General features: G+C 70.3%; 28 protein-coding genes. 18 read left to right on the forward strand and 10 right to left on the reverse strand.

What is annotated here, in order from left to right:
• Positions 1–4: 4 nt before the first annotated feature.
• Entirely contained in the window at positions 5–2,515 is a 2,511-nt protein-coding gene (locus tag ACSU6L_RS19170) for an MFS transporter (RefSeq protein ID WP_437058400.1), read from the reverse strand.
• Between the two features lie 13 nt (positions 2,516–2,528).
• Entirely contained in the window at positions 2,529–3,053 is a 525-nt protein-coding gene (locus tag ACSU6L_RS19175) for a MarR family winged helix-turn-helix transcriptional regulator (RefSeq protein WP_437058402.1), read from the reverse strand.
• Between the two features lie 182 nt (positions 3,054–3,235).
• Here ACSU6L_RS19175 and ACSU6L_RS19180 point away from each other — a divergent pair, with 182 nt between their 5' ends.
• Positions 3,236–3,430 (forward strand): hypothetical protein, encoded by a 195-nt coding sequence (locus ACSU6L_RS19180; RefSeq protein ID WP_437058404.1) that lies wholly within the window; start codon positions 3,236–3,238, stop codon positions 3,428–3,430.
• 17 nt (positions 3,431–3,447) lie between these two features.
• Here ACSU6L_RS19180 and ACSU6L_RS19185 read toward each other — a convergent pair whose 3' ends face one another.
• The 5 genes from ACSU6L_RS19185 to ACSU6L_RS19205 form a co-directional block, all read right to left on the reverse strand.
• Complete coding sequence (locus ACSU6L_RS19185; RefSeq protein WP_437058406.1) at positions 3,448–3,690, reverse strand: hypothetical protein; 243 nt, start codon at positions 3,688–3,690, stop codon at positions 3,448–3,450.
• Between the two features lie 394 nt (positions 3,691–4,084).
• Positions 4,085–4,981 carry an RNA polymerase sigma factor SigF gene (locus tag ACSU6L_RS19190; RefSeq protein WP_073945118.1) on the reverse strand — a complete coding sequence of 299 codons (897 nt, stop codon included), beginning with the start codon at positions 4,979–4,981 and terminating at the stop codon, positions 4,085–4,087.
• A gap of 345 nt (positions 4,982–5,326) precedes the next feature.
• Positions 5,327–6,172, reverse strand: a complete 846-nt coding sequence (locus tag ACSU6L_RS19195; protein ID WP_073945119.1) for an RNA polymerase sigma factor SigF — start codon at positions 6,170–6,172, stop codon at positions 5,327–5,329.
• A 152-nt stretch (positions 6,173–6,324) separates the two neighbouring features.
• Positions 6,325–6,618 carry a Dabb family protein gene (locus tag ACSU6L_RS19200; protein WP_437058409.1) on the reverse strand — a complete coding sequence of 98 codons (294 nt, stop codon included), beginning with the start codon at positions 6,616–6,618 and terminating at the stop codon, positions 6,325–6,327.
• On the reverse strand, positions 6,615–6,794 hold the full coding sequence (locus ACSU6L_RS19205) for a hypothetical protein (protein ID WP_073945121.1): 180 nt from the start codon (positions 6,792–6,794) through the stop codon (positions 6,615–6,617). The genes ACSU6L_RS19200 and ACSU6L_RS19205 overlap by 4 nt, the downstream gene beginning before the upstream one ends.
• Before the next feature lie 950 nt (positions 6,795–7,744).
• Here ACSU6L_RS19205 and ACSU6L_RS19210 point away from each other — a divergent pair.
• The 4 genes from ACSU6L_RS19210 (at position 7,745) to ACSU6L_RS19225 (ending at position 9,723) form a co-directional block, all read left to right on the forward strand.
• Entirely contained in the window at positions 7,745–8,068 is a 324-nt protein-coding gene (locus ACSU6L_RS19210; protein WP_437058411.1) for an AbrB/MazE/SpoVT family DNA-binding domain-containing protein, read from the forward strand.
• Positions 8,069–8,089: 21 nt separating this feature from the next.
• Complete coding sequence (locus tag ACSU6L_RS19215; RefSeq protein WP_437058413.1) at positions 8,090–8,515, forward strand: PIN domain-containing protein; 426 nt, start codon at positions 8,090–8,092, stop codon at positions 8,513–8,515.
• Between the two features lie 226 nt (positions 8,516–8,741).
• Positions 8,742–9,155 carry a GntR family transcriptional regulator gene (locus tag ACSU6L_RS19220; protein WP_437058415.1) on the forward strand — a complete coding sequence of 138 codons (414 nt, stop codon included), beginning with the start codon at positions 8,742–8,744 and terminating at the stop codon, positions 9,153–9,155.
• 1 nt (position 9,156) lies between these two features.
• Entirely contained in the window at positions 9,157–9,723 is a 567-nt protein-coding gene (locus ACSU6L_RS19225; RefSeq protein ID WP_437058417.1) for an HD domain-containing protein, read from the forward strand.
• On the opposite strand, the gene ACSU6L_RS19230 is transcribed toward ACSU6L_RS19225, so the two are convergent.
• Positions 9,711–10,184, reverse strand: a complete 474-nt coding sequence (locus ACSU6L_RS19230) for an NUDIX domain-containing protein (RefSeq protein ID WP_437058419.1) — start codon at positions 10,182–10,184, stop codon at positions 9,711–9,713. The two genes, ACSU6L_RS19225 and ACSU6L_RS19230, sit on opposite strands and share 13 nt — an antisense overlap.
• Positions 10,185–10,186: 2 nt before the next feature.
• Positions 10,187–10,945, reverse strand: coding sequence for a helix-turn-helix domain-containing protein (locus tag ACSU6L_RS19235; RefSeq protein WP_437058421.1), 759 nt, complete (start codon positions 10,943–10,945; stop codon positions 10,187–10,189).
• A gap of 708 nt (positions 10,946–11,653) precedes the next feature.
• On the opposite strand from ACSU6L_RS19235, the gene ACSU6L_RS19240 reads away from it, so the two are divergent.
• The 13 genes from ACSU6L_RS19240 to ACSU6L_RS19300 all read left to right on the forward strand — a co-directional run bounded on the left by ACSU6L_RS19240 (position 11,654) and on the right by ACSU6L_RS19300 (position 22,114).
• The gene (locus ACSU6L_RS19240) at positions 11,654–11,920 is read left to right on the forward strand and encodes a DUF6284 family protein (RefSeq protein WP_437058423.1); all 267 of its coding nucleotides are present in this window, start codon (positions 11,654–11,656) and stop codon (positions 11,918–11,920) included.
• Entirely contained in the window at positions 11,920–12,207 is a 288-nt protein-coding gene (locus ACSU6L_RS19245) for a DUF6303 family protein (RefSeq protein ID WP_437058425.1), read from the forward strand. Before ACSU6L_RS19240 ends, ACSU6L_RS19245 begins: the two co-directional genes overlap by 1 nt.
• Complete coding sequence (locus ACSU6L_RS19250; protein ID WP_437058427.1) at positions 12,204–13,211, forward strand: DUF2637 domain-containing protein; 1,008 nt, start codon at positions 12,204–12,206, stop codon at positions 13,209–13,211. Before ACSU6L_RS19245 ends, ACSU6L_RS19250 begins: the two co-directional genes overlap by 4 nt.
• Positions 13,211–13,549, forward strand: a complete 339-nt coding sequence (locus ACSU6L_RS19255) for an RRQRL motif-containing zinc-binding protein (protein WP_437058429.1) — start codon at positions 13,211–13,213, stop codon at positions 13,547–13,549. The genes ACSU6L_RS19250 and ACSU6L_RS19255 overlap by 1 nt, the downstream gene beginning before the upstream one ends.
• Positions 13,550–13,581: 32 nt before the next feature.
• Entirely contained in the window at positions 13,582–14,082 is a 501-nt protein-coding gene (locus ACSU6L_RS19260) for a hypothetical protein (RefSeq protein WP_437058431.1), read from the forward strand.
• 19 nt (positions 14,083–14,101) lie between these two features.
• On the forward strand, positions 14,102–14,638 hold the full coding sequence (gene traA, locus ACSU6L_RS19265; protein WP_437058433.1) for a plasmid transfer protein TraA: 537 nt from the start codon (positions 14,102–14,104) through the stop codon (positions 14,636–14,638).
• A 66-nt stretch (positions 14,639–14,704) separates the two neighbouring features.
• A complete protein-coding gene (gene traB / locus ACSU6L_RS19270) occupies positions 14,705–16,726 on the forward strand; it encodes a plasmid transfer protein TraB (RefSeq protein ID WP_437064957.1) in 2,022 nt (673 codons plus the stop codon).
• A gap of 170 nt (positions 16,727–16,896) precedes the next feature.
• Positions 16,897–17,208 carry a hypothetical protein gene (locus ACSU6L_RS19275; RefSeq protein WP_437058435.1) on the forward strand — a complete coding sequence of 104 codons (312 nt, stop codon included), beginning with the start codon at positions 16,897–16,899 and terminating at the stop codon, positions 17,206–17,208.
• A gap of 89 nt (positions 17,209–17,297) precedes the next feature.
• Positions 17,298–17,993, forward strand: coding sequence for an SAM-dependent methyltransferase (locus ACSU6L_RS19280; RefSeq protein WP_437058437.1), 696 nt, complete (start codon positions 17,298–17,300; stop codon positions 17,991–17,993).
• Positions 17,990–18,886: a bifunctional DNA primase/polymerase gene (locus ACSU6L_RS19285; RefSeq protein WP_437058439.1), complete on the forward strand. Its 897-nt coding sequence runs from the start codon at positions 17,990–17,992 to the stop codon at positions 18,884–18,886. The genes ACSU6L_RS19280 and ACSU6L_RS19285 overlap by 4 nt, the downstream gene beginning before the upstream one ends.
• A gap of 349 nt (positions 18,887–19,235) precedes the next feature.
• Positions 19,236–20,372: a DUF3631 domain-containing protein gene (locus ACSU6L_RS19290; protein WP_437058441.1), complete on the forward strand. Its 1,137-nt coding sequence runs from the start codon at positions 19,236–19,238 to the stop codon at positions 20,370–20,372.
• 244 nt (positions 20,373–20,616) lie between these two features.
• Positions 20,617–20,865: an excisionase family DNA-binding protein gene (locus tag ACSU6L_RS19295; RefSeq protein ID WP_376730938.1), complete on the forward strand. Its 249-nt coding sequence runs from the start codon at positions 20,617–20,619 to the stop codon at positions 20,863–20,865.
• A gap of 10 nt (positions 20,866–20,875) precedes the next feature.
• A complete protein-coding gene (locus ACSU6L_RS19300) occupies positions 20,876–22,114 on the forward strand; it encodes a tyrosine-type recombinase/integrase (protein WP_437058443.1) in 1,239 nt (412 codons plus the stop codon).
• Positions 22,115–22,389: 275 nt separating this feature from the next.
• Here the strand turns inward: ACSU6L_RS19300 and ACSU6L_RS19305 are convergent, their stop codons facing one another.
• Positions 22,390–22,524 (reverse strand): hypothetical protein, encoded by a 135-nt coding sequence (locus tag ACSU6L_RS19305; protein WP_437058445.1) that lies wholly within the window; start codon positions 22,522–22,524, stop codon positions 22,390–22,392.
• Between the last annotated feature and the right edge of the window lie 92 nt (positions 22,525–22,616).

The following is a 22,616-nucleotide window of genomic DNA, read 5'->3' on the forward strand; positions in this document are numbered from 1 at the left end:
CGGACTACTCGCCGGGGTGGGCGAGCCGGATGTCGTGGTCGTCGACGCCCGCGCCGGCGACCGTCAGCGCGGTCGCCACCGGCGGGTAACCCGTCGCGATGACCGTGTACTCGCCGCCGTCCAGGTCGGTGAAGGCGTACGCCCCGTCCGTCCCGGTGGTGGCCGAGCCGACCACGTTGCCCGCCGCGTCCACCAGCGTCACGCGGGCGTCCGCGAGGGGACCGTGCGGCGCGTGCACCACGCCCTGCACCCGGGCGCCGGCGTCCAGGTCGATCTCGACCCGGGTGACCCCGGTGCCGCCCACCTCGACGGGCAGGGCACGCGGCCGGTACCCGGCGGCGTTCACCGCGATCGTCACCGGACCGGGCACCAGCTCGGCGAAGCCGAACTCGCCCTGCTCCCCGGTGGCCGCGCCGACCAGCAGATCACCGCGCACGTCGGTGACGACGACCATCGCGTCCTTCACCGGCAGCCCGCCGTCGGCGGCCCGCACCACACCGCTCAGCCCGCTGGTGCCGCTGAGCAGGATGTCGTACGCCAGCGGCTCGTCGTTCACGACGACCGTGGACGCCTGCGGCTGGAACCCGTCGGCGGAGGCGATCAGCACGTACGAGCCCGCGCCCGGCGCGTCGAGCGCGTAGGAGCCGTCGGCCTGGGTGACCGACCGGCCCAGCTGGCGCCCGGACAGCGAGATCAGCGTGACCGCTGCCTGCGGGACCGGTGCGCTCTCGGCGCCGCGGACGTGGCCGCGGACCGGGATGCCGCCGGTGGTGTCGGCGGGGACGGCCACCGCCCAGCTCGGGACCTGCTCCTCGGCGGTCGCGGCTTCGGCGGTGGCAGCCGTGGCGGCCGGAACCGTGGCGGCCGGGGCCGCGGCCTGCGCCTGGGCCTGCGCCGGAGCGTCCGCCTCCGCCGCCTGGGCCAGCGCGCCGGACGTCCGCAGCGGGACCTCCTTGATGAACAGGGTCACCAGGAACGCGACGAGGGCGACCGGGGTGACGTACAGGAAGACGTCGGCGATGCCGTGCCCGTAGGCGCTCTCCAGCCAGGTGCGGATGGGAGCGGGCAGCAGGTCCATGTCGGGCAGCTGCCCGGAACCCATGGCCTTGGCGGCACCGGCCTGCTGCTCGGGGGTGAGGGTGCCGATGGTGTCCTCGGCGTAGTGGGTGATCCGGGTCGACATCACCGAGCCCAGCGCGGAGACGCCCACCGCGCCGCCGAGGGACCGGAAGAAGGTGACGACCGAGCTGGCGGCGCCCAGCTCGTGCGGGGCGACCTGGTTCTGCGTGGACAGCACGAGGTTCTGCATCATCATGCCGACGCCGAGACCCATGACCGCCATGTAGACGCCGATCTTCCAGTAGTCGGTGTCGTAGCGCATGGTGCCGAGCAGACCCAGACCGGCCGTCAGCAGCAGACCACCGCTGACCAGCCACGCCTTCCACTTGCCGGTCTTGGTGATGATCAGACCGGAGACGGTGGAGGAGACGAACAGACCGGCGATCATCGGGATCGTCATGACACCGGACATCGTCGGGGACTTGTCCCGGGCCAGCTGGAAGTACTGGCTGAAGAACACGGTGCCCGCGAACATCGCGATACCGACGAACAGCGACGCGACCGAGGCCAGCGTGATGGTGCGGTTGCGGAACAGGTGCAGCGGGATGATCGGCTCGGCGGCCTTCGCCTCGATGAACAGGAAGACGAGGGCGAGCAGGGCCGCGCCGCCGACCATCGTGTACGTCTGCCACGACAGCCACTCGTACTTGTCGTCGGCGAAGGTCACCCAGATGAGCAGCAGGCAGACCGCGGCGGTGATGAAGAACGCGCCGGCCCAGTCGACCTTCACCTTGCGCTTGCTCTCCGGCAGGTGCAGCGTCTTCTGCAGCACCACCAGCGCGATCAGCGCGAACGGCACACCGACGTACAGGCACCAGCGCCAGCCCAGCCAGTCGGTGTCGGTGATGACACCGCCGACCAGCGGACCGCCGACCGTCGCGACCGCGAACGTCGCGCCCAGGTAGCCGGAGTAGCGGCCACGCTCACGCGGGGAGATCATCGCGGCCATGATGATCTGGGCGAGGGCCGTCAGACCGCCCGCGCCGAGACCCTGGATGACCCGGGCGCCGATCAGCATCCCGCTGTTCTGCGACAGACCGGCGACGACCGAGCCGACGATGTAGATCAGCAGGGCTATCTGCACCAGCGCCTTCTTGCTGACCAGGTCGGCCAGCTTGCCCCAGAGCGGGGTGGACGCGGTCATCGACAGCAGCGCGGCGGTGACGACCCAGGTGTACGCGCTCTGTCCGCCGCCGAGGTCCTGAATGATCTCGGGCAGGGCGTTGGAGACGATCGTGGAGGACAGGATGGCGGCGAACATGCCGAGCAGCAGCCCGGAGAGCGCCTCCATGATCTGCCGGTGGGACATGGATGCGCCGCCGGCGGAATGGGCGCCGTGGGCGCCTCCGCCGTGCTTGGCGTGAGCCCGCACACCGGCTGGTGTGGTCGTTGCCATGGGCTTCCTTTGCTTACGTCGTTGATGCGGGTGTACGGGTGGTGGGAGCCGTGCGCTGCTCGGCCTCCGGCGGTGCGGGGGGCCGCACCGGTGGCCGGGGCGGAGCGGCCCGGCAGTCGTCGAAGCTCGCCCGCAGCCGGGCCATGAGCTGGGTGAGCCGGCCGACGTCGTCGTCGGACCAGTCGCTCAGCCGCTCGGCGAGCAGCCGGCTGGTCCGCTCGGACAACTCGTCCAGCTGGGCTTGCCCGGCCGGGGTGAGGTGCAGGATGCGGGAGCGCTTGTCCGCCGGGTCGGGGGACCGCTGGATCCAGCCGCGCTCGGCGAGGTGGGTGACATGGCGGCTGGTGACCGACATGTCCACGCTCAGCAGCTCGGCGAGCCTGCTCATGCGCATCTCGCCGTGCCGGCCGAGCAGCGTCAGTACGGCAGCGGAGCCGGCGGGGCAGTCGGACGGCAGGATCCGTCCCATCTCCCGCTTCACGGCCCCGAAAGCACTGAACTGACGCACGAGCTCCTCGTACTGCGCCTGCTCGGCCATGTGGCATCTCCCGGTTCTTTGTTGCTTAGAGCAACCATAGGAATGGATGGTTGCCGCAGGCAAACTAAAACGGGCATGCGGGGCATAAAAACTTGGCAAAGGCAAGTATTGGCGGGTGTAAAGACGCAGGTCGCAGAGCCGGCCTTGGGCCGGACCCGGTGTCTTCGCTAGGGTCTCGGGACATGGCCAACACCCAGAACCCGCAGGGCAACCACGACCCCGCAGGCAGCACCCAGATGTTCCGCGCGTTCGTCGACGAGGCGCCCCAGGCCCGGCAGCAGGCGCCCGCCCCGGCGGGCCCCCGTATCGGTCTGATCGTCGGCGTCGTCGTCGCCGTGGCGATCGTCGCCGCCGTCGCCTGGCTGGCGCTGAAGTAACGCGCGCCGCCGCGCCCTCACTCCCCCTGGACGGACACGTCCCGCGTCTCGAAGTGCATGCCGAGCGGCACTCTCCAGGCGTCGACGCACACCGTCCAGGCCCGTTCCTTCCGCGTGCCGGCCTCGATCGGCACCGGGAGCTCCTCGGTGCTCTCCCCGGTCCCCCAGTCGACCCCCGGCGCGCCGATGACGTGCGTCCCGAAGGTCACCGTGCCGTCGCGCACCGCCGTACCGCCGGTGTTCCGGAAGGCGACGGTCACCTCCTCGCACCACCGCTTGTCCGTCCCGTCCCGCGCGACGACGCCGGCGCTCAGCTCGGCGGGTGCGGGAGGGGGTGTCGTCGGGGTCGTGGGCGATGACGTGGGCGTCGGTCCCGGTTTCGGCTCCGCGGTCCGGGCCGGCGCCGGCGGTGGTGAACCTTCCGGCCGCGGCTCCGGCCCCGAGCCCCGCTCAGGTGACGTACTCGGGCTGTCCCCCGGGCACACGACGGCCGCCGATGCGCCGGTCAGGGCGCCTCGGCGGCCACGAGTCCATGTCGTTCGAAGCGATGCCCGAAGCATCGGGCCGTGGTGACTGACGCCGCGCCAGATGGGGACGGCCGGTCGAGGACCGTCGGTCGAGAACCGTCGGTCGAGAACCGTCGGTCGAGAACCGTCAGTCCGAGATGAGCCCTTCCCGCAGCTGCGCCAGCGTGCGCGTCAGCAGGCGGGACACGTGCATCTGGGAGATGCCGACCTCCTCGCCGATCTGCGACTGGGTCATGTTGGCGAAGAAGCGCAGCATGATGATGCGGCGTTCGCGGGGCGGCAGCTTGGCCAGCAGGGGCTTCAGGGACTCGCGGTACTCCACGCCCTCCAGCGCCGAGTCCTCGTAGCCGAGCCGGTCGGCCAGGGAGCCCTCGCCGCCGTCGTCCTCGGGGGCCGGCGAGTCGAGGGAGGAGGCGGTGTACGCGTTGCCGACCGCGAGGCCGTCGACCACGTCGTCCTCGGACACGCCGAGCACGGTGGCGAGTTCGCCGACCGTGGGGGAGCGGTCCAGCTTCTGGGAGAGCTCGTCGCTGGCCTTGGTCAGGGCCAGGCGCAGCTCCTGCAGCCGGCGCGGCACGCGCACCGACCACGACGTGTCGCGGAAGAACCGCTTGATCTCACCGACGACGGTCGGCATCGCGAACGTCGGGAACTCCACGCCCCGCTCGCAGTCGAACCGGTCGATGGCCTTGATCAGGCCGATGGTGCCGACCTGGACGATGTCCTCCATCGGCTCGTTGCGGGAGCGGAACCGGGCGGCCGCGTAGCGCACGAGGGGGAGGTTGAGCTCGATCAGGGTGTCCCGGACGTAGGCGCGCTCGGGGCTGTCCTCGTCGAGTGCGGCGAGCCGCAGGAACAGGGAGCGGGACAGGGTGCGGGTGTCGATGGCCTCCGGCGCCGTCGGGATGGCCGGGGCCGGCACGGCCTCGAGCGCCGTAACGTCGTCGAGCACGTCGGGCTCGACGGTCGCTGCCTCGCTCTTCGTGAGCGTGAGCACCTTCGAGCTGCCCTGGTCTGCGGACATGCCACCCCCTTTGGGTCGCGGGACGGTCGCGGCGGACGCTCCCACCGGGGAACGCAGCCTTCACCTGAATACCGGAGCCGGGGCACCGGCAAACGCTCTTCCCGCAGAATGTCACATGTCGGCAACACGCTGTAGTGACATGTCGACATGCAAGACGCGAATCCGCCCTGGAAACAAGGGGTCTGACGGGCTTTCGGCGCTGTTTCACCGGCAACGGCCCAGGTGAGCGATTCGCCCGCCACGGTGACCGATGGATCAGGTTTTCGGTTGTGCGCCGGTTCGATTCAGCAGGCCCGCAAACGGCTCCATACGGGCGTCACGCGCGTCCCGGGTCTCTCGGGTCTCTCAGGCCTCGATGCGGTTCGCCGACCGCAGCCGCTGGAAGCTGCGCGCCAGGAGCCGGGACACGTGCATCTGGGAGACGCCGAGCTCCGCGCTGATCTGCGACTGGGTGAGGTTGCTGTAGTAGCGCAGGAGAAGGATGCGCTGTTCGCGTTCCGGAAGTTGCACCAGCAAGTGCCGGACGAGGTCCCGGTGCTCCACGCCGTCCAGGGCGGGATCCTCGTACCCGAGCCGGTCGAGGAGGCCGGGCAGTCCGTCGCCCTCCTGGGCCGCCTCCAGCGAGGTGGCGTGGTACGACCGCCCGGCCTCGATGCAGGACAGCACCTCGTCCTCGGTGATCCGCAGCCGCTCGGCGATCTCGGCGGTCGTCGGGGAACGGCCGAAGGCCGTGGTCAGGTCCTCGGTGGCACTGTTGACCTGCACCCACAGCTCGTGCAGCCGGCGCGGTACGTGGACGGTGCGCACGTTGTCGCGGAAGTACCGCTTGATCTCGCCGACCACGGTCGGCATCGCGAAGGTCGGGAACTGCACTCCCCGGTCCGGGTCGAAGCGGTCGATGGCGTTGATGAGCCCGATGGTGCCGACCTGGACGACGTCTTCCATGGGTTCGTTGCGGGAGCGGAAGCGGGCGGCCGCGTAACGGACGAGTGGCAGGTTGGCCTCGATCAGCGCCCCGCGCACCCGGTCGTGCTCCGGCGTGCCCGGCTCTAGCTCCTTGAGCTGGGCGAAGAGCACCTGGGTGAGGGCCCGGGTGTCGGCACCGCGGCTGCGCGGTGCGGCTTCCTGGGGCGGCGCAGTACTGGCCGACACGGTCAACGCCACCTCTTCATCGGTCAACTCATCCGTCAACTCATCCGTCAAAAGCGGTCATAGCATCACAAGACATGTGCACTGTGTGCAAGCACCCCATAACACCGTGTTGGGGGATGAGTTGAGGCATATGACGGCAAAAAGCCCCCCGCCTGGACGGCGGAGGGCTCGGCCGGGAAGGGGTGCGCGGCTCAGTACTCGTAGTCCGCGATCACCCAGGTGGCGAACTCCTTCCAGAGCGCCACGCCCGCCTGGTGCTCCGGGTGCTCCACGTACCGGCGCAGCGCGTCGGCGTCGTCGAAGCCCGAGTTGATGGCGAAGTCGTAGGCGATGGGCCGGTCGCTGAGGTTCCAGCCCAGCTCCCAGAAGCGGATCTCCGGGATCTTGCCGTCGAGGGCGCGGAACGCCTCGACTCCCTTCACCACGCGCGGGTCGTCGCGGTCGACGCCCTCGTCGAGCTTGAAGAGGACCAGGTGGCGGATCATGACTTTCCTCCGTTGGCGACCCACGTCGCGAAGTCGCCGAGGGCCTTGGCGGCGTCCGAAATGCCTTCGAAGCCTATCTGCACGTAGTCGGCGGCCTTGGCCGGGTCCGTGATGATCACGTACAGGACGAAGACCACGACCAGATAGACGGCGATCTTCTTGGCGTTCACCGCCACCGCGGCCTCCCCTGTGACTGCGTGCCCCGAGGGGCCCCTGTTGCCGGCGGTGAGTGTAACTGCCACCCCGTCACTCACATCGTATTTAAGGACTTACGACCCTGATGTAGGGGCCCTTCGCCGGGTCCGCGGGCCGGGCCGGCGGCGCAGGATGGAGCTCTGCCCCGCCGGATCCGGCAGGAGACCGTGGGGAACCGGGGCCGACCCCTCTGCGGGGTGCGCCGCGCTGCCTCCCCGCGGACGCGGCGTACTGCGGGTCGGCCCCCAGCGGGGGAGGCGGCTGAATCCCCCGTAGCCGCCTCCCCCGGCCGCGGGCACGAAGAACCCCTGGACGCACAAAGGGCCCCGTCTTCCGACGGGGCCCTTCTCAGCGGTAGCGGAGGGATTTGAACCCTCGGTGACTTGCGCCACACTCGCTTTCGAGGTCTGTTCGTGCTGGTAGGAGCACGATCCGACGCTGTTCGTGGCCGTTCACGGCCGTACGACAGGCGGGGGAGGGGGCGGCCCGTGAACGGGGCCGGACGGTGGTGAATGAGACGGGAACTGAGACGGTCCGGCGGTCCCGAAAACCCTCGTCGGCGATGTGCGCGCTGCGGACTGCCGCCTTAAGTCCGCCCTGCCTCGACTCGATCAAAGCGGTTCTACCCGCAGTTCTTGAGGTTGTGGGAGGTTTTAATCTTTGTGACACAGGAGCGGGGGTGTGTAACATCTAGGTATGGCGTCCACTCTTCCCTGTGACTCCCACGCTGAGCGATGTGGGAGCCGCCGGGGGCGCCTACTCGAAACCCGTCCCGGAAGAGACAACGACAAGGAAGGCGACCGCTGCCTACAGGCCTCCACATCTCGCCGTGGCGCGCGAGGTGGCGAGGTCGGGGTGCGCGCCGAGCCAGACGCCCGGAGGTATCGCAGCCCTGCCAGGCGCCTGGCTCCACTACCTGGAGCAGGTACTTATGTTCGAGCCCACTCGCACCAAGGTCGGCCCCCGCGGCCGGGTGACGGTTCCCGTTGCCGTTCAGCGGGCTGTCGGCCTCACCGAGGGGGCCGAGGTGATCATCAGGGCCCTGCGGCCCGGTGTCGTCATCGTGGAGACCCCGCAAGCGGTCAAGGACCGCATCCGCGCCGGCATCCCGCCGACAGCGGAGACGGAGAACTTTGACGCAGTCGGGGAGGTCCGCGCCCTGCGCGACGCCGAAGGAAGCCGAATGAATCACCTCAGCACCCCTCAGGAGCTATCGGATCGGCCCGCCTCTCGGGCTGGTCCGCCCGTTAAGTGACGGCACCGCTGAGGAGTACTAGTGAATCCCGAATCCCCCGTCGTCCTTGACTCCAGTGCCGTAGTGGCCTGGGTCTTCAATGAGAAGGGAGCCGATGTCGTCGACGAGTTGCTGCCCGAGGCGACCATGGCAGCCGCCAACTTCACGGAGGTGGTCGCCGTCTGTCTTCGGCGCGGGTATCTGCACCCGCCCGAGCAGCTGCACCAGGACCTGACCGCCCTGGGGCTCAGGGTCGAGAACACCACCACTGATCAGATGGTTCGGGCTGGACAGCTTATCTACGAATCTCACCGTGACCGGCAGCTTTACGGAGGCCGGACGCTGGCCCTTGGGGACGCCCTGTGCGTCGCCCTCGGCGAGCGCCTGTACCGCCCGCTGGTCACTGGGGACACCCTCTGGAAGGACTTGGAGGAGCAGTTCACGGTTCCGGTACACCTCTTCCGGTGACGGACATGCATAGGAGCCTGGCACCTCGTGTTGTCAGGCTCCTATGCCTATGTCAGCAAGCGCTGAGCTCGTGCAGCAGAGCTGTCATAGACAGCTGCGGCCTGTCTGACCCTCTCCGGGATGGGCCTCACTCGTGGGATTCTTGGGATAACTACGGGCGAGCGGAGAGGGAGAGCGAGTGTCGCATCAGGCCAACCCTCGGGGGACTTTCCTAAAGATCGCCGACATGCTGAAGACGTGGATCGAGACAGACTCGGACATGACGGAGCTCCCGTCCCTGGCTCAGGTCATGAGCGACCACAAGGTCTCGCGTGGGGTCGCTCTCCGCGCGTTTGCTGTGCTGAGGCAGGAAGGTGTGGCCGAGCCGGTGCCGGGCGGTCGGTGGCGCGTACTTCGCCCGGGTGCGCGAGTCGACCGGCGACCGCTCGAACAGAGGATCGCGGACATCATCACTGCTGACGGGCTCGAAGTGGGGCAGCCATTCCCCAGCGCTTCCGCGCTGGCCGAACGGTTCGGGGTCTCCCGTCCCACGGTGACCAAGGCGCTGGAGAAGTTGGAGACCGCCGGCGTGCTGGCGGGGGGCGGACAGGGCAGGGTGCGGACGGTCCGCGCCGTGCCGACGCGAGAGGAGCGTTCATAGCTTGCCGAAGTTGACGGAGTGGGCTTATCCCCTGGCTGAGTCCCTGCTCGCCGAGCCGCTACCGCGGCGGTGGAATCACTGCCTCGGGGTCGCCGAGAGGGCGCGCACGATCGCGCTCATCCTTGACGAGGACGCGGATCTGCTGGAGGCCGCGGCGGTCCTGCACGACATCGGCTATGCGCCGGACCTCGCCAAGACGGGCTTTCACCCGCTGGACGGCGCGCGCTACCTCCGGGACGTGGCCGACGCTGACGCACGGGTCATCAACCTGGTCGCCCACCACTCCTGTGCCTGGATGGAGGCGGAAGCCCGCGGCTTGCGCGAGGAGCTGGAGGGCGAGTTCCCCCGCGAGGGCGCGCACCTCAATGACGCGCTGTGCTTCTGCGACATGAACACGACGCCGGACGGCACGCCCACGAACCCGATCGACCGGATCAACGAGATCGCGGGGCGCTACGGGCCGGACAGCCTGATTGGGACGTTCATCCGTCGCGCGGAACCCGAGATCCTGGCCTGCACGTCCCGTGTACTCGAACGGGTCGCCGCGGCCAAGCGTCAGCCGATGTAAGGAGTCGTGCGCGTCCGGTCCATGGCGTGCTCGATCCGGAGCCGCATCGTGGGGTGCACGTCCAGCGTCGACAGGTCCGCGGGGTCGACCCAGCGGACCTGAGTCGTCTCGTTGCTCGTACGGAGTTCACCGCCGACCGGCCGGGCACGGAAGCAGATGCTGAACTGCTGGCGCACCTCGCCGTCGTCGTACTGCATCACGTGCCCGGGGTCCGTGTAGAGCCCGGACACGTCGACGACTTCCACCTTGATCCCGGTCTCTTCCCAGACCTCACGCACGACGGTGTCACTGATCGACTCGCCCACGTCGTGGCCGCCCCCGGGCAGGGCCCAGCGCCCGTTGTCGGACCGCTGGATCACCAGCACCTGACCCGCGTCGTTCTGCACGAACGCGACGACGGACGGCACGACGGAGTTGGCCGGCGGGGCGTCGGGGTCGTGCAGGTAGTCAATGCGTCCCATGCTCAGGCTCCTGTGATGTCGCGATCCGTGACCTGGCGGGCGCCTCCCCAGGTCTGTTCGATGCTATTCGCATAGGTGTCGAAGAGGCCGCCGCCCGGCATGCGCCGCAGGTGGAAGACGGGAGCCATGTAGGCGCCGATGCCGTACACGTGGGGGTTGACCAACATCTCGTCATCAGACCGGTAGATGGAGTTGTAGAGCGTGGTCGCGTGGAGCCGGAAGCCGATTTCAGGGTGGCTCTCCATGAGGGGCCGATAGTTCACCAATGCGTTCCGGATCTTGCCATCCATGATCCGGTGCCCCTCATCTATGCCGCGCTGCCGGACGGCTTCGCAGTCCGGGTCCCCGAGCAGGATCCGCACCTGCGTGGACGCCTTCACCTTCTTCTTCAGAAGATCGTGGAACAGCGGATCCTCGGACAGGAAGAGCCCGGAGTAGACGAGAACGTCTAGGTTGCTCTCGGCTCGCTCGTAGAGCTCACGCCAGAGACCGGGCGGCACCGTGTGCCGGTGCGGGTAGACAGCAACGATCTCGGCTTTGGTCAGATCCGCGGCGCTGTCGATGGTCCGGCTGTCATCCCACAGCGTCGTCACGTCGACGTTCAACGCCGCCGCCGTCGCGTACTGGTGACGCCGGTACGGCACTTTCCCCTGCGTGATCCAGCGTTCGACGGTCTTCGGGATGACGCCGATCTCTTCGGCGAGGCTCTGGACGGTCATGCCGCGGGCGAGGAGGGCGGACCGTAGACGCTCGTTCGACATCTGCACCCCCGTAGGGACTTCTAGGGACTTCTTGACCGTAGCCAGAAGGCCGGGAGCTGTCTACGTGCGAGGTAACCAACTCCCCTGACCTGGCGCGATTCTGAATGTGCGCCAAGAGGTTCCGGCGCGAAAACCGAGAGGTTCCGTCCGCGTACTTGACGAGAGCTCATGCAGTACCTGTAAAACAGGTACTGCGACGACGGAGCGCAACACCTCGGTCGGAAGGCGGCTTCATGCCGCACGCGCAGAAGGCGGGGACGCTGCAATCCCGCTGAAGGCCAGGGGACAGGGCTTCGGCCTGACTGGCGAGGTGGCCCGGTGACCGCGAGCAACGGCCGGAGGGTGGGGACGTGGTCCCCCTTGCAGTGCTTCATCCCTGTTGATCCCGACTGAGAGGCCCTCCAGTGCACCGACGAAGACTTTGGGCGCCGCCGCGATGGACCGGCCGACGGGCGCCAGTGCGGCATCCCGGCCGGTGAGCGGAACGCGCGCTCGCGGCCAATCCGGTCCGCTCTCTTCCTGCCATCGCAGCGGCTAGCGCTGCGGCCGGTTGCCTCCCTCGCCCGTCCGGGCCCGCGTACCGCGCGGGGTCCGTACGGGCGGGGCGCGGGGAGCCGAGACGTTCCCGGCTTCAACGGCAAGCGGCCCCCGGGGTGCCACCCGGGAGCCGCGTTCGGGCCGTTCCACCCTTCGAGAGGAACACGACCCATGAAGATTCTCCCCCTTCACCTGCTGTCCGACATCGACGCGACCGAGCAGGACCGCGAACCGACGGACGCGGAGCTGAGCGCCATCGACGCCGAGATGCCGCTCATCCGCGCGGAGGTCGAGGAGCTGGACGTTCAGATCAGCCTCATGGACCGGCCGGTGACCGAGTTGGACGCGCGCCGGCTGCGCCGGGCCCGCCGCATGGTGCTGGCCGCTCGCCGGGACCTTGCCAACCGGGACGGCGCCGACGCGCCGGAGGTGGCCTGATGGCGCGTGAGTTCACTGCGCAGATGTCCGTGTACAAGGGCCGGTGGCGCCTGTACGTCGTTCTGCTGAACACCACGGACCTGTGGCCGGAGTTCAGCTTCGACCGGGCTGCTCCGGTGCCGACGCTCACGGAGCGGACGGAAGCGCTCAGCGTGCTGGGCTTCGAGCCGGTTCCGGGGGCCGAGTGGCGGTGGACGGAGGACAGTCAGGACCCCGACGACCCGTCCTCCCCGGTCGTGCTGATCGCCGCGACTCGGGTGTGTTCATGGATGGCGGCGGGCGCGTGAACACTGATCAGATCCGCTCAGCGGAACGGGCCCTGTCGGTCGGCACGTGGCTGATCGTGGCGGGCGCCATGCTCTACTCGATCCTCACCGTGACCCCGCTCGCAGCCGAGCACACGCCGGATGAGTGGGACTGGACGGCGCCGATCCTGCCCCTCGTAGTCGACGCCGCCGTCGTCATCGTGGTCCGGCTCGATGCCGTGCTGGCACGGTTGGGCGGGCGCGGTGGGCGCTGGCCGGTCGCCCTGCGTTGGATGACCGGCTGCATGACCCTGGCCCTGAACGTCGCCGACTCTGCGCTGAACAGGGACCTTGTGGGCGTGGCCGTGCACGCGGTCGCCCCGCTGCTGCTCATCGTCACGGCAGAGACCGGGCTTGCCTACCGGCGCGCCATCGCCGCCGCCGTGACAGCTTTGGAGGAACGGCAGCAGGCGGAGCGGGAGGCACGGCGGCAAGCCGCGCGGGAAGAGCGCGAGGCGGCCGAGCGGATGGCGCGTGAGCAGCGCGAGCACGCCGCGATGCTGGCGCGTGAACAGCGTGAACACGAAGCCCGCCTGGCCCGCGAGCAGGCCGAGCGGGAGGAGCGCGCCCGCCGTGAGGAACGCGAGCGGGAGGAAGCCCGCGAGCGGGCCACGCGGGAAGAGCGTGAACGCCGTGAGCGCGAGCGTGAACGGCTCCAGCAGGAGCGTGAACGCGCTGAGCGCGAAGCGGCCGAGCGGCGCGAGCGGGAGCGGCAGGAGCGCATCGAGCGTGAACGCCGTGAACGGGCCGAGCGCGAGGAGCGGGCCGAGCGTGAACGCGCCGCCCTGCTGGCCGCCGGGCCCGCCGTCGAGAAGTTCCCGGAGGACCGGGCGCGCGCGACCGTGCAGGCCGCGTTCGAGGCCGGGTTGCCGGTGCGCGCCGCTGCCGAGCTGTGCGGCTGGTCGGTCGGGTGGGTGTCCGCCCGCTACGCCGAACACCGCGTCCCCAGCGCCCACGGTGCTGAGCTGGCCATTGCGAGCCGCTGATGGGTGCCGTTCCGGTCTACCGGTGGCGGCTCGCCCCTGACGGCCTGGCCACCCGCCGGCAGCTGCGCGCCCTGGGCTTGCGGCCGGGCGGGCAGGATGTGGCCGCGCAGATCGAGCGACCGCGGCGCCGCCGCGGCCCGCTGGTCGCCTACCTCTACTCCATCGAGCAGGCCAAGCCCGTCCGGCCGATGACCCCGGCCAAGCGGGCGGCGCTGGCCAAGGCCAACGCCGCCCGCCGTATCTGCCCGGAGTGCCGACGCGACGCCGGATACGTCATCCCGCCCTCGCTCGGCATGTGCGCCACCTGCGCCTTCCCCGACGAACAGCGCGCCGCCTGACCACCTCCCGACTCCCTGAACAGGAGTGTCCTGTGTCCAGTCGTACCCGTGCCCGCGGCGTGAAGACGGCCGCCGGGGTTCACACCGTCCGCATCCCCCGCCAGCGTGGCCGCCGCAGCAGTGCCCCGTTCGTCGTCGTGGTCCCCGAGCGCCCCTCCCTGACCCGCGAGGCGCTGACCGCGCTGGGCGGGCTGCTGTGGCGCTCGCGCCGCGCGCTCCTCCCGACCGTGCTCGCCGTTCTGGCACTGGTGGTGGCCGGGCTGCTCCACGTCATCGCGTGGTGGTCCGGTCTGCTGCTCGCCCCGATGGCGGCCGGCCCGCTGCTCTGGCTGCTGCTCATGCAGCGCCGCCGCCCCGCCACCGGCTCCGTCCTCGCCTGGCGCACCGGCCTGGCTGTGCTGGCATCGTCCGCGCTCGCCTGGCTCGCCACCGCCGCCGGGTTCGGCCCGCTCGCCGGGGCGCTGGAGCTGTGGTGGCTGCTCACCCTGATCACCGCCCAGACCGCCTGGCTCATCGTCCGCCGCACCCACTGACCCGAGGAGACCCGACCAGATGGCTACTCCGACGCGCAACAACAGCAGCAGCGGGGACAAGGGCAACAAGTTCGCCAACGCCGGCGCCGCCGCGGGCGGTTTCGTCGGCGCGCTGGGCGGCTCGTTCGTCCCGCCCGTCAACGTCACCGTGAACAACAACAAGAGCAGCGGGCCCCGCGGCGGCGGTGGCCGCTCGCACGCCGAGAGCCTGCTGCCGTCCCCGGAGTTCACCTCCCCGGCGCAGGTGCGCAACTACTGCAACACCCTGCGGGCCGCCGCCGTCACCCTGTCGATCGAGGTGGCGATGGGCGCCGAAATCCTCAAGGGCATCCTCGCCGCGGTGCCGGACCCGGAGGGGCGGGCGTTCGGCTCGCGGGTGAGGGCGGCGAAGGTGGCGCGGAAGATGCAGCGGTCCGCGGACGCGCTGCGGGACGCCGCGAAAAACGCCGCCGCCTGCTACTCCGTGTTCCAGCAGGAGTTCGAGGAGGAGATCAACCGGGTCCGGCACCGGGCCCGGCGCCCGCAGCAGCCGGTCATGAACTGGTCCCAGCAGTAAGGAGGCTGGCTGATGTCACGGAACAACGGCCGCCGCGTGCGGCACACCGACTTCCTCGACAACGGGATGGTCGCCCAGTACACCGGTACCGGTTTGCTGCCCGGTGAGGGCGGTGGGGGCAGCGTGCGCGGCTACCTGCTGCACCGGGCCAAGCCGCACCTGCCCCCGTGGCTTGCCGTCGGCGGCGCCGGTGTGGCCGGCGCGCTGGGGAACTGGCGGTGGGGCGAGAGCGCCGCCGCCGGCGTCGGCCTCACGCTCGCCTCGGTGGCGCTGACCGGCGTCACCTGGTGGGCGGGCAAGTCGACCAGCCAGCAGCGGCGCCTGCACTCTGCCATCACCGTGGCCGCAGGCTCCGCGTGGGTGACTGCCGCCTGCCTCGCAGGCCCGACCGCAGGCCCGATCGATGACTTGTACCTGATGGGCGGCCCGGCGCTGGCCCTGTCGTGGAATGTGCGGATGGTCCTGCGGCACAACGCCGACCCGTCCGGTGAAGACTCTGACAAAGGCCTGCTGGCCAAGGTGGGGCTCGCGCGGGCGCAGATCGGGGAGGCGAAGGTGGAGCCGAACCGGGTCACTGCGCCGGTCGCGCTCGCCGCGGGCGAGCAGACCAACGACGACATGACCAAGGCGCTCGGCAACGTTGCGTCCGCCCTGGACCTGCCAAAGAGCGCCATCCGCTACACCCCCGACCCCGACTCCAACCGGCGCGGCGAGCTGGTCATCGTCCCGGAAGACATGCTCGCCGAGGTGGTGGAGTGGGACGGCCCGTCGAACCTGGGTGGTTCGATAGCCGAGCCGCTGGTCATCGGCCGCTACGACGACGGCGCCCCGCTGGTCATGTGGCTGCCCGGTGACCCGGAGGTCGGCCGTAACAGCACGCATGTGCTGATCGCGGGCGGCACGGGGTCCGGTAAGGGTGACACGGCGCTGAATCTGCTGACCGAGATCCTGTCCCGCCGGGACGTGATCGTGTGGTTCTCCGACCCGAAGGCGTTCCAGGACTTCGCGCCGCTGCGGCCGGGCCTGGACTGGGCTGCGGAGGGCGGCACGCAGACAGAGGTCATGGTCGCCGCCGTCCAGGAGGCCATCCCCGCCCGAACCCGCTGGCTCGGCGCGCATGGCTACCGGCAGTGGGTACCGGCTGCTGCAGAGCAGCAGACCAGCCCGGAGCACACCTGCCGACCCGACGGCCGGCCGTGCGGCTGCCCCGGCATGCCGTTCCTGGTCACCTGGTTCGAGGAAGCCGCCAACACCCTCCGCGCACTCGGGGACGACGCCTTCACTGGCATCGCGCAGGAAGCACGGTCCGCGGGTATCTCGCTGATCGTGTCGCTCCAGCGGCCCTCCTACGACCAGATGTCCACCTCCACCCGCGCTTCCCTGCCGTCCGTGATCGCGCTCGGCTGCGACCCGCGCGACGAAGGGTTCTCGCTGCCGGATGAGGTGCTGGCCGCGGGCGCCCACCCCGGCGCGTGGGGCAACCGCCGACCCGGCTACTGCTACGTCGTCTCCCCGGGCATCCCCGAGGACCGCTACGCCTCCCCGGGCCGCACCCGCCGGTTCACACACCGGGCCGTGCCGGTCATGGAGCTGCTGGCCACGTGGGCGCAGCGCAACGGCGCCCACGCCGACCCGGTCACCGCCGGGGCCGCCGTGAGCGTCGCCGGCACCGCCTACACCGGCCGCACCGCCGACGGCCCGCAGCCGACGGCGCTCCGGGCCGTCACCGAGGAGGACGACATGAACCACGGCGGCCTGCTGGTCGACCCCGAAGACGCGAACATCGACCCGGAGGCGGACCTGCCCGGGACCGAGGAGGGCGACGACTCCCCGATCTTCGGACAGGACACCGGCCGCAAGCCGTCCCCCGAGGAAGCGCGGGAGCTGTTCGCCGCCGCGCTGGAGGAGTTCGAGCAGAACGGTCAGATGATCGTGGGCCCGAAGGACTTCACCGACTGGTGCGACCGCCACCAGCTCTCCCGCCCGTGGGTCTCCGCCCGCCTCAAGGAAGCCGCCGCCGACGGCCGGCTGGAGCCGACGAACACCACCGGCCGGTGGCGCATCGTCCCCGCCATGGCCGCCGCCTGACACCTGACACCGTCACGCCAGCCTGACACCCAAACCCCTAGGCAGACGCGCTGTCACGCGCTCCTGAAACCCGACCGTGACACCCCCTGACACCCGCGTCTGACACCCCACCCGCACGGGCCCGCGCCACCCAGCGGCGCGGGCCCGCAGTACTCCCGAGGAAGGCTTGGATGACCCACCGCGACCCGCCGGGGATCATCGCCCCGCACATCCCCGCCGACGCCTACCGCCGCGCCGAAACCACCGGCGCTCCCGTTGTCATCGTCGTCCACACGACCGACCGCACCGGCCGGCCCCTGCGGCACTGCCTGCTCCCAATCGCCATCGCCGGCGCGGGAGTGGTCGGCGTGTTCGGACTCGTGGCCGCGTTCCTCGCGCTGCTCGACTTCGCCGCCCACACAGCCGTCGCCATCGCCGGCGCCGCCGGACCCATCGGCGTCGGAGGGATCACCCTCCGCCTGTTCCGCGGCAAGCACACCTAGCTACGCCAAGGGCGGCCCCCGCATCTCGCCAAAGAACCGGGGCCGCCCTTGTCCACCTGCCATCACCTGACCTGTGGAGGTCTCCCAGCATGACGCAACCCGCCACCATCCGGCGAGTGCGCGGCCGACGGCCGCGGCTGCTGGATCTGTTCTGCTGTCAGGGCGGCGCCGCCAAGGGCTACGTCGACGCCGGGTTCGACGTGACCGGCGTCGACATTGCCCCGCAGCCGCGCTACCCGTACCGGTTCGCCCAGGCTGACGCGATCGCGTTCGTCCTGGAGCACGGGGCCGCGTTCGACTTCATCCACGCTTCCCCGCCGTGCCAGCACGACACCGAGTGCCAGCGCATGCAGGGCAACACCCACCCCGACCTGATCGGCCCGACCCGTGCCGCGCTGGAGACGACCGGCCGGCCGTGGGTGATGGAGAACGTGCGCGGCGCGGTGCCCAAGCTGCTCGATCCGGTGATGCTGTGCGGGCAGATGTTCGAGCTCGCCAACTACCGGCACCGGTACTTCGAGACCGGCGGTGGCTTCACCCTCACCCAGCCCGCCCACCCCGCCCACCTCGTGCCCCAGGCGAAGATGGGCCGACCTGTCCCGCCCGGCCACTACGGGCAGTTCGTCGGCAACTTCTCCGGCGTCCCCCTCGCCCGCAAGGTGCTGGGGGTGCCGTGGATGAACCGCGACGGCATCCGCGAGTGCATCCCCCCGGCCTACACCCAGCACATCGGCCGCGCCGCCCTCACCCTGCTGACAACAACCGGGTTGGAGACGGCGGCATGAACGAGGACCTGATGCGCGCCGCCCTGAACGCCGCCGAACGCGGATGGCACGTCTTCCCCCTCCGCCCCGGAACTAAGCGCCCGGCACTGCACGGTGAGGCCGCCTGCCCCGGCACCGGCCCGTGCGCGGGAGGGCACCGCAAGTGGGAGGAGCGGGCCACCACCGACCCGGACCGCATCCGCACCGCCTGGTCCCGAGCGCCGTTCAACGTCGGTATCGCCACCGGCCCCTCCGGGCTGCTGGTCATCGACCTGGACCAGCCGAAGAACAAGAGCAATGCGGACGCGCCTGGCGGCGCGGCGACCTTCGCGGCGCTCTGCGAGCGCACCGGGCAGCCCGTCCCACACACCCGCACGATCCGGACCGCGAGCGGCGGCACCCACCTGTACTTCACCGCCCCCGCCGCGGTGCGGCTGCACAACACTGCCGGGACCCTCGCCCCGCTGGTCGACACCCGGGCGTGGGGCGGATACGTCGTCGCTGCCGGCAGCACTGTCGACGGCGCCCGGTACGAGACCGTAGGCCCCGCCCTGCTGCGGCCCCTGCCCGACTGGCTCAAGGCGCTTGTGGTGCCGCCGCACCCGGTTAACCGGCCCGCAGCCGAACCGGCCGGACAGCGCCACCGCCCCTACGTCGATGCGGCCCTCACCCGGGAGACCACCGCTGTCGCCACGGCGCGGCAGGGGCAGCGCAATGCGACGCTGCTGCGGGCCGGGCGGGCGCTGGGCCGGTTCGTCGCATCCGGCGACCTCACCCGCACCGAGGTGGAAACGGCTCTTCAAAGGGCGGGGGAGTCGGCCGGACTGTCCGCTGCCGAGTGCCGCGCCACTCTGCGCAGCGCCCTGGACTGGTCCATCACCCACAACCAGGCCCGCACGGGGGCGGCGGCATGAGCCCCCCTCCCCGCCGCCCTTTGAAGAGCCTCCCCACCACCCCGACCGGCGCGCACACCGCCGGGCCTGCCGCGCCTCCGACGGCCGTGGGCGAGCCGAAGGGCGCCGCCCGTAAGGGCGTCCGAACTGCTGCTCGCGCTGACCCGCAGCGCGGGGACGGTCGGTACCCCGTGGCCTGCCTGCACATCGTTGCGCCGTACGGAGCCGTGCCCACCGCCACCTCGCGGTGCGAGTGCGGCCGGGACCGCAGCGCCGTAGGCCACACGCGGGTGCTCGCTCTGATCACCGACCACGAAGCCCACCGCACCACCTGCCCGCTCCGCATCCCCCAGGAAGGGAGGGCCGCCGCATGACCGACAGCATCGACGGCGCCGCGCTGCTCAATGAGGTGGAGGCCTTCCACCGCCGCTTCAACGTCTTCCCGACCGAAGCCGCCTACGTTGCCGTCGCCCTATGGGACGCGCACGCGCACCTGCTGGACGCGTTCGAGTCCACCCCTCGCCTGGCCTTCCTGTCTCCGGAGCCGGGGTCGGGCAAGACACGCGCGCTAGAGATCTGCGGAACCCTGGTCCCGCAGCCGATGGTGGCCGTCAACGCGTCCCCGGCAGCGCTGTTCCGCGCGGTCTCCGGTATGGAGTCCGGGCGCCCCACGATCCTGTTCGACGAGATCGACACCGTCTTCGGCCCCAAGGCCAAGGACAACGAGGAGCTGCGCGGCCTGCTCAATGCGGGCCACCGCCGGACCGGCGTCTCGTACCGGTGCGTCGGGGACGGCGGCAATCAGAGCGTGCAGGCATTCCCCTCGTACGCCGCGGTCGCCGTCGCTGGTCTCGGCTGGTTGCCGGACACGATCCTGACTCGCTCGATCATCATCCGCATGCGCCGCCGGGCGCCCAACGAGATCGTGGAATCCTTCCGCAGCCGACTCCACGAACCCGAGGGCCGCGCCCTGCGTGACCGGTTGGCCGCATGGGCGGACACCGTACGGAACCGACTCCAGGACGCCTTCCCCGAGATGCCCGACGGAGTCTCCGACCGCCCCGCGGACGTGTGGGAACCCCTGCTTGCCATCGCCGACGCGGTCGGCGGGGACTGGCCGCGGCGCGCCCGCGAAGCGTGCGTCGAACTGGTCGCCGCGGCCACGGCCGGGGACAAGGCGTCCCTGGGCATCCGACTGCTGACCGACTTGCGCGACGTGGTGTTCAACGGCGCCGACCGGATGCCCACCGCGCAGATCCTGGCCACGCTCAACGCCATGGACGAAGCGCCCTGGGCCGACATGGGCGGCAAGCCGCTCGACTCCCGCCAGCTCGCCAAGCGACTCGGGGAGTACGTCACCGCCGACAACACCCCGATCAAGGCCCGCAACATCCGCAGCGGAGCCGGAGTCGTCAAGGGCTACTACGCCGCGGACCTGTATGACGCGTGGAAGCGCTACTGCCCTGCGTCGAAGGAGTCCGCTACACCCGCCACCGACACCGACTGATCACCGTCTGACCAGCGGAAACGGCGTAGCGGCTGTTACCCACGTAAGCCGCTACGCCCCCGCTACGGACATCCCGCAGCCGCTACAGCGCCCGAGCGCGTAGCGGCTGCTTTCGCTACATCACGCCCTACCGCTACGCCGGAAACAGGCTCTGAGCTGCGACGTAGCAACCGTGGCGCATGTAGCGGACTTCCGGGCAAGGGGGCTTGCCCCCACCGTCGCGAGACGAAGGAGCGTCACCCATATGGACACGGCCCACCTCGCCGACTCCATCGACCCGACCCTCGTACTGCTGACCGTGGAAGAGGCCGCCCGTCGGCTCCGCATCGGTCGCACCCTCTGCTACCGCCTCATCGGCTCGGGAGAACTGGAGTCCGTCCCCGTCGGTCGACTCCGCCGCGTGCCCGCCGACGCCGTGAACGACTACGTCGCCCGACTCCGCGCGGCCAACCGCGCCACCCTCGCCGCCGCGCCCATGGCCGACGCCGCCTGAGAGGACACCCGTGGAAGACAAGAGGAAGCGCACCCGACAGCCGAACGGCCGTTCGTCCATCTACCTGGGCAAGGACGGCAAGTGGCACGGCCGCGTCACCGTCGGCGTACGCGATGACGGCAAGCCGGACCGGCGGCACGTCGAGCGGAAGACCAAGGCGGAAGTCGTCGAGGCCGTGAAGGAGCTGGAACGGATGCGCGACGCCGGTACGGTGCGCAAGCCGGGCAAGCCCTGGACGGTCAAGGCGTGGCTGACCCACTGGATCGACAACATCGCGCCCCTCGCTGTCAACGAGAACACCATGGTCGGCTACGGCGTCGCCGTACGAAAGCACCTGATCCCCGGTCTCGGCGCCCACCGACTCGATCGGCTCAAGCCGGAGCACATCGAGACCTTCTACGCCAAGATGCAGGCGAACGGCAGCAGGCCCGCGACCGCCCACCAGGCGCACCGTACCTTCCGGACCGCGCTCAACGAAGCGGTCCGGCGCGGCCACCTCGCCCAGAACCCGGTGAAGCTCGCCAAGGCGCCGCGCGTGAGCGAAGAGGAGATCGAGCCGTACACCGTGGAAGAGGTGCAGCACCTGCTGCGTGCCGCCGCCCGCAGACGGAACTCCGCACGCTGGGCCGTGGCGCTCGCGCTGGGGCTCCGGCAGGGCGAGGCGCTGGGCCTCAAGTGGTCGGACGTCGACCTGGACAACGGCGTCCTGCTGGTCCGCCGGAGTCGCCGGCGCCCGCGCTACGCGCACGGGTGCAGTGAGCCCTGCGGTCGCAAAGCCGGGTACTGCCCGCAGCGGCAGCGGACGAACCCGGAGACCGCCGATACGAAGTCCCGCGCGGGCCGACGCGCCGTTGGGCTCCCTCCACAGCTTGTGGACATGTTGCGCACGCATGAGCGCCGGCAGCAGGCCGAGCGCGCGGCGGCCGGGGACAAGTGGACGGATGAGGGCTGGCTCTTCGCTACGGTGACCGGCCGCGGAACTTCCCCCCGAACGGACTACGACGACTGGAAGGAGTTGCTGAACTCTGCGAAGGTCCGGGACGGCCGTCTGCACGACGCCCGGCACACGGCGGCTACGGTGCTGCTGATCCTCGGAGTGTCCGAGCGGGCCGTCATGGGTCTCATGGGGTGGTCGACGACGGCCATGGCGGCGCGGTACCAGCACATGGTCGACACGGTTCGCGCAGACATCGCGCGCCAGCTCGACGGGCTCATCTGGAGGCAGGATGGTACTGGCCCGGCTGCGTGAGCAGCGAAACCTAGCCCGGTAGCGGGCGTCACACAACTTTGGTCACCAAATGTTTGGCGAAATCGCAGGCACCAATGTTTCGCCAAATCACTTTGCGCGGTTGCCTCAAATCGTTTCCACAAGCCGTACTGTCAAAGTGATACCGCCAAACTGATACCGTCTACAGAGGCGACCAGACCCCGCCCTCCCGCGGGATAGCGGCCTGCGGACAGCGAGGGCGGGGCTTTGGTGGCGTCGTGAGCCCTAGCTGATCACTCAGCTGGGGCTCACCTGCGTTAGGACCACGGCCAGCGCTCGGAGAGCCACGCGACCACGAGGAAGACCTCGCAGCCTGCGCTCACACGCTCCGAGGAGACGTGCGGCCGTACGTGTTCCTGCCACCGATCCTTCAGCCACTGAAGCGGCTTCAAGACCGGCTCCTTCCTGACCCGAGGGCCGGGGAGGCGGGGAGGCGCCCCGCGCCGCTGGAGACGCATCCGCGCCCCAGCTGGAAGGCGCGGTT

This window comes from Streptomyces sp. enrichment culture, assembly GCF_964272855.1.
Classification (GTDB): Bacteria; Actinomycetota; Actinomycetes; order Streptomycetales; family Streptomycetaceae; genus Streptomyces.

Excerpts from the sequence above, each read along its gene's own strand:
- ACSU6L_RS19210 (WP_437058411.1), top strand. The coding sequence starts at position 7,745 with ATGTTCGAGCCCACTCGCACCAAGGTCGGCCCCCGCGGCCGGGTGACG.
- ACSU6L_RS19230 (WP_437058419.1), bottom strand. The coding sequence starts at position 10,184 with ATGGGACGCATTGACTACCTGCACGACCCCGACGCCCCGCCGGCCAAC.
- ACSU6L_RS19175 (WP_437058402.1), bottom strand. The coding sequence starts at position 3,053 with ATGGCCGAGCAGGCGCAGTACGAGGAGCTCGTGCGTCAGTTCAGTGCT.
- ACSU6L_RS19280 (WP_437058437.1), top strand. The coding sequence starts at position 17,298 with ATGACGCAACCCGCCACCATCCGGCGAGTGCGCGGCCGACGGCCGCGG.
- ACSU6L_RS19180 (WP_437058404.1), top strand. The coding sequence starts at position 3,236 with ATGGCCAACACCCAGAACCCGCAGGGCAACCACGACCCCGCAGGCAGC.
- ACSU6L_RS19285 (WP_437058439.1), top strand. The coding sequence starts at position 17,990 with ATGAACGAGGACCTGATGCGCGCCGCCCTGAACGCCGCCGAACGCGGA.
- ACSU6L_RS19190 (WP_073945118.1), bottom strand. The coding sequence starts at position 4,981 with ATGTCCGCAGACCAGGGCAGCTCGAAGGTGCTCACGCTCACGAAGAGC.
- ACSU6L_RS19245 (WP_437058425.1), top strand. The coding sequence starts at position 11,920 with ATGGCGCGTGAGTTCACTGCGCAGATGTCCGTGTACAAGGGCCGGTGG.
- ACSU6L_RS19220 (WP_437058415.1), top strand. The coding sequence starts at position 8,742 with ATGCTGAAGACGTGGATCGAGACAGACTCGGACATGACGGAGCTCCCG.
- ACSU6L_RS19295 (WP_376730938.1), top strand. The coding sequence starts at position 20,617 with ATGGACACGGCCCACCTCGCCGACTCCATCGACCCGACCCTCGTACTG.
- ACSU6L_RS19200 (WP_437058409.1), bottom strand. The coding sequence starts at position 6,618 with ATGATCCGCCACCTGGTCCTCTTCAAGCTCGACGAGGGCGTCGACCGC.
- traB (WP_437064957.1), top strand. The coding sequence starts at position 14,705 with ATGGTCGCCCAGTACACCGGTACCGGTTTGCTGCCCGGTGAGGGCGGT.
- ACSU6L_RS19290 (WP_437058441.1), top strand. The coding sequence starts at position 19,236 with ATGACCGACAGCATCGACGGCGCCGCGCTGCTCAATGAGGTGGAGGCC.
- traA (WP_437058433.1), top strand. The coding sequence starts at position 14,102 with ATGGCTACTCCGACGCGCAACAACAGCAGCAGCGGGGACAAGGGCAAC.
- ACSU6L_RS19255 (WP_437058429.1), top strand. The coding sequence starts at position 13,211 with ATGGGTGCCGTTCCGGTCTACCGGTGGCGGCTCGCCCCTGACGGCCTG.
- ACSU6L_RS19275 (WP_437058435.1), top strand. The coding sequence starts at position 16,897 with ATGACCCACCGCGACCCGCCGGGGATCATCGCCCCGCACATCCCCGCC.
- ACSU6L_RS19170 (WP_437058400.1), bottom strand. The coding sequence starts at position 2,515 with ATGGCAACGACCACACCAGCCGGTGTGCGGGCTCACGCCAAGCACGGC.
- ACSU6L_RS19235 (WP_437058421.1), bottom strand. The coding sequence starts at position 10,945 with ATGTCGAACGAGCGTCTACGGTCCGCCCTCCTCGCCCGCGGCATGACC.
- ACSU6L_RS19240 (WP_437058423.1), top strand. The coding sequence starts at position 11,654 with ATGAAGATTCTCCCCCTTCACCTGCTGTCCGACATCGACGCGACCGAG.